The following is a 4084-nucleotide window of genomic DNA, read 5'->3' as shown; positions in this document are numbered from 1 at the left end:
ACCGCCTGCTCGCCTCACCCGAACTCGTCCCCGACGCGGTCCGCGAAGGACTGCGCGTGACGGCCCCCGCTCCCGTCATCGGCAGAACCGTACGCGGCGACGTCCGCCTCGCCGGCCGCACGCTCCGTCCGAGGCCTCGGCTTCGGCGCCCGCCCCGGGCTCGGCCCCGGCCGCCGCCGCGGAGCCGACCGCCGGTTCGGCCCAGGCCCCGTCCGCGGCGTCGGCATCGGAGCCCGCCCCGGCTCCTGCCAAGGCCCAGGACTCGGCCCAGGCTTCGGCTGCGGCCTCCGGCTCCACTTCCGCCGACCCGGCCGCTGCCGCGGCACCGGAGCCCGCTCCGGCTTCCGCCGGTGCCGATCCCGCGGGCTCGGCCCCGCCTTCGGCGCCCGCCACCGGCTCGGCTCCGGCCGCTGACTCGGCCACCGCCGCCCCGGCTCGGGTCCAGGCCCAGGCCGAGGCCTCGGGTGTCGCCGGGGCACCCGGCCCGGGTCCGGCCGAGGCTTCGGCCGCCGGTTCGGCCCCGGCTCTGGACTCGGCGGATGCCGACGGGCCGGACGTCGCGTCGAAGTAGTGCCCCGCCCCTACCCCCTTCCCCTTCCGTCCCCCAGGAGTCCCCCGCCATGTCGTCCATCCGCCGCCCGATCTCCCTCGCGGCCGCCGTCCTGACCGCCGCCGCTCTCGGCGCCACCGCCTTCGCCCTGCCGGCCATCGCCGCGGGCGGTCCCCCGACCGGGCCCATCAAGATCGTCGGCGGCACCCTCGACTGGGGCGTCCTCGCCAGCTACCGCGCCTACGTGACCGGCATGGCCAAGGGCACCATCACCGTCGCCGACGGCGCCCAGCAGAACGCCGACGGCACCCTGCGGTTCATCGATCCGACCGGCCAGTACGACCCGACCGGCGGCCACGTGGTGAAGGCGGCCTTCAAGGGCAGCGTCACCTTCTCCTCGCCCGCCCCGCCGACCGGCCACGGCTTCGAGGTCAAGCTCTCGGACATACGCATCGACACCGGCACCAAGAAGCTGACCGCGGACGTCACCAAGTCCGGTGCCACCGCCCAGGACGTGCCGCTGGCCACCGTCGCCTTCGCCGGCCAGTCGATGACCGGCCTGGCGACGACCCTCACCAAGGAGGCCGCGGACGCGCTCGGTTCCGCCGGCTACGAGAACAAGGCCGGCGACCCGCTCACCGCGAACCTGAAGTTCGAGGAGCCCGCCCCCGAGCCGACCCCGACGAAGCCGACCCCGACCAAGGACCCCAACCCGACCAAGGACCCGAGCCCCACCGCTCCGGCCGACGGAGCGCAGAAGGTCCTGAACGGCAAGCTGACGTGGGGTGTGAAGGAGTCCTTCCGCCGGTACGTGCTGGGCGCGGGCTCGATCACCCCGGCCGGCGGCGCCGCCAAGAACGGCGAGCTCTTCGACTTCGCCTTCGGCAAGGGCGAGCTGGATGCGAAGAAGCAGAAGCTGAACGCCTCCTTCGAGGGCAACCTCCGCTTCCAGTACGCGGCCCACGGCATCGACATGACCTTCGGCAACCCCCGCATCGACGCCGCCGGCAAGACCGGCACCCTGTACGTCGACGTCAAGAACGCCGCCGGCAGCAAGACGGGCGTCGCCTTCGCCACGCTCGACCTGTCGAAGACCGACTACAAGACCAAGAACGGCGTGCTGGCGCTGAACGGCGTACCGGCGGCCTTCACCGCCGACGGCGCGGCCGTCTTCGCCAACGACACCACCGGCTCCATGTACAAGGCGGGCGACGCGATCGACCCGCTCACCTTCTCCGTGGCGGTCGACAAGGACGCCACCCTGCCGCCGTCCACGGGCGGCACCACCGGCGGTTCGACGGGCGGCAGCACCGGCGGTACGGGCGGTACCGCGGGCGGCGGCGGCTCCGTCGGCGGCAACCTCGCCGACACCGGCGCCGAGATCCCGGCCGGGGCGCTGCTCGCCACCTCCGGTGTCGTCATCGCGGCCGGCGCGGGTGCCCTCCACATGGCGCGCAGGCGCCGTACGGCCCAGGTCTGAACCGTGCTTGAATTCCCGCGTGAACGATCTCGATGTCCTGAAGGTCTTTTGCGCGGGTGACGGCCGGTACGGCAACCTGCTCGGCGTCGTGCGCGACGGCCGGACCTGCCCCGACGACGCGACGCGGCAGGCGCTGGCCGCCGAACTCGGCTACAGCGAGACGGTGTTCGTCGACGACCCCGAGCGCGGGGTCGTCGACATCCGCACCCCCGGCACGCGGATGTCCTTCGCGGGGCACCCGCTGGTCGGGGTCGCGTGGTTGCTGGACATCGAGGAGCTCCAGCCGCCCGCCGGATCCGTATGGGCCCGTGACGACGGGGAGTTCACCTGGATCACGGCCCGGCCCGAGTGGGTCGAGGGCAAGCGCACCCAGCAGTACGACAGTGTCGCCGAGGTCGAGGCGCTCCCGGCGCCGCCGCCCGGCGAGGGCTGGCTGTACGCCTGGGCCTGGGAGGACGAGGCCGCGGGCCGCGTCCGGGCCCGGGGCTTCCCGCGCCGCCCCGACGGCGTCATTGCCGAGGACGAGGCCACCGGCTCGGCGGCGATCCTGCTGACGGCCCAGCTGGACCGCGCCCTGAACATCACCCAGGGCGCCGGCTCCCAGATCCTCACCGCCCCCGGCGCCGACGGCACGATCGAGGTGGGCGGCCGCGTCCGCTTCGCCCCGCCCGTCCACCCGGCGTAGGTATCCCGTACCCGGAAAGTGAGTACGCGGGCGCTGACGCGGGAGCCGGGTGCCGCGGTGGGATGGCGCCATGACGACGAACCCGATGCCACGGCCGCCCTACGAGCGACGCCAGTGGCTGGCCGTGGCCGTGCTCTTCACCGTGCTGGCGCCCGTCGCCGCCTGGCTCGGCCGGGCGCTCTCGTACGGGCCCGGCGCCCCGGGCCCCTACGCCCTGTTCTACGTCGTCCCGTTCGCGCTGGTGGCCGCCACCTGGATCCCGCCGCGGACCGACGCGCAGCGCAGGCGGCGCCTCGCGCTGGGGAGCGCCGGCTGCCTCTTGGCCCTCTTCTACCCGAACGTACTGCTCGTCACCTGGCTCGTCCTGTGGGCGCTCACGGCCTCCTGAAACGGCCGCGGGGCCGGTCCGGTCCGGGTGCACTGTGCGCCCGACCCGGCCCCGGACCCGTACCCGTGCCCGTACATGACGTCACGCGGTGAGGCGGAACTCCTCGCCCAGCTCGCGGAAGACCGCCCCGTTGAAGTCGAAGGCGCGCTTGCACTCGTCGATGATGCGCTGCTTCTCCAGGTCGTCCGCGGCGATCGCGTCCAGCAGCTCGCGGTAGGTCCGCTTGAAGGCCGCCGGGTTGGAGATCTCCGCGAAGACGTAGAAGCGGACGCCGTCGCCCTTGCGCTCGAAGCCCCAGGTGCGCTCCGCCTTGTCGCGGATGATCTGCCCGCCGGAGAGATCGCCCAGGTAGCGGGTGTAGTGGTGGGCGACGTACCCGCCCGGCCACTCGGCCGCGCACTGGGCCACGCGTGCGGCGTAGGCCTCGGTCGAGGGCAGCGCGACCACGTTCTCGCGCCACTGCGGGCCCAGCAGGTGCGCGAGGTCCCGCTCTATCTCCGCGACGCGCATCAGCTCGGGCCGGATGAACGGTCCCGCCACCGGGTCGTCCTTCAGGGACTCGGCCGCCTCCTCCAGGGCCCGGTACACGAACCACAGCTGTTCGGTGTAGCGCGTGTACGCGTCCACTCCGAGCCGCCCGCCCAGCAGGTCGCTCATGAAGGTCGACGTCTCGGCCTCGGTGTGCTGCTCGTGCGACGCGACGCGGATGGCCGTAGAGAAGGCGTCCAAGGCGGACCTCCAGGAAAGAGGAAACAGGCGTGGCGGCATTGCCGCCACGCCCGATACTGCTACTTAGGCTTGCCTAAGTCAATGAGTTCCCGACGTCCTGTCGGTAAAAGAATCCGGAAGAGAACGGCCTAGGAGTTGTCGTCAAAGTGTCACGCCCACATCAGGAGCGACGCGAGGGTGACGGCTGCTTGGTAGGACTGGGCGGTCTTGTCGTACCTGGTCGCGATGCCGCGCCACTGCTTGAGCCGGTTG

The 4084-nt window shown here is 72.8% G+C and carries 5 protein-coding genes and 1 pseudogene; 3 read left to right on the top strand and 3 right to left on the bottom strand.

Annotated features, from left to right (window positions below; all coding sequences use genetic code 11):
* Positions 1 to 75: 75 nt before the first annotated feature.
* Entirely contained in the window at positions 76 to 423 is a 348-nt protein-coding gene (locus E6U81_RS39370) for a hypothetical protein (protein ID WP_136234783.1), read from the bottom strand.
* 197 nt (positions 424 to 620) lie between these two features.
* Between E6U81_RS39370 and E6U81_RS39365 the strand changes: the two genes are divergently transcribed.
* The 3 genes from E6U81_RS39365 (at position 621) to E6U81_RS39355 (ending at position 3103) form a co-directional block, all read left to right on the top strand.
* Complete coding sequence (locus E6U81_RS39365; RefSeq protein ID WP_136234782.1) at positions 621 to 2030, top strand: HtaA domain-containing protein; 1410 nt, start codon at positions 621 to 623, stop codon at positions 2028 to 2030.
* A gap of 19 nt (positions 2031 to 2049) precedes the next feature.
* A complete protein-coding gene (locus tag E6U81_RS39360) occupies positions 2050 to 2715 on the top strand; it encodes a PhzF family phenazine biosynthesis protein (RefSeq protein ID WP_136234781.1) in 666 nt (221 codons plus the stop codon).
* A gap of 70 nt (positions 2716 to 2785) precedes the next feature.
* Positions 2786 to 3103, top strand: a complete 318-nt coding sequence (locus tag E6U81_RS39355) for a hypothetical protein (protein WP_136234780.1) — start codon at positions 2786 to 2788, stop codon at positions 3101 to 3103.
* Positions 3104 to 3184: 81 nt separating this feature from the next.
* On the opposite strand, the gene E6U81_RS39350 is transcribed toward E6U81_RS39355, so the two are convergent.
* Both E6U81_RS39350 and E6U81_RS39345 read right to left on the bottom strand, forming a co-directional pair.
* A complete protein-coding gene (locus E6U81_RS39350) occupies positions 3185 to 3871 on the bottom strand; it encodes a biliverdin-producing heme oxygenase (protein ID WP_136234779.1) in 687 nt (228 codons plus the stop codon).
* A gap of 110 nt (positions 3872 to 3981) precedes the next feature.
* Positions 3982 to 4084 (bottom strand): annotated as a pseudogene (locus E6U81_RS39345) (IS5/IS1182 family transposase); the annotation flags it as partial.

It is taken from the genome of Streptomyces sp. A0592, assembly GCF_004795115.1.
GTDB lineage: Bacteria > Actinomycetota > Actinomycetes > Streptomycetales > Streptomycetaceae > Streptomyces > Streptomyces erythrochromogenes.
Note: the sequence above shows the minus strand (reverse complement) of the source record. Positions and strands in the feature narration are given on the sequence as shown.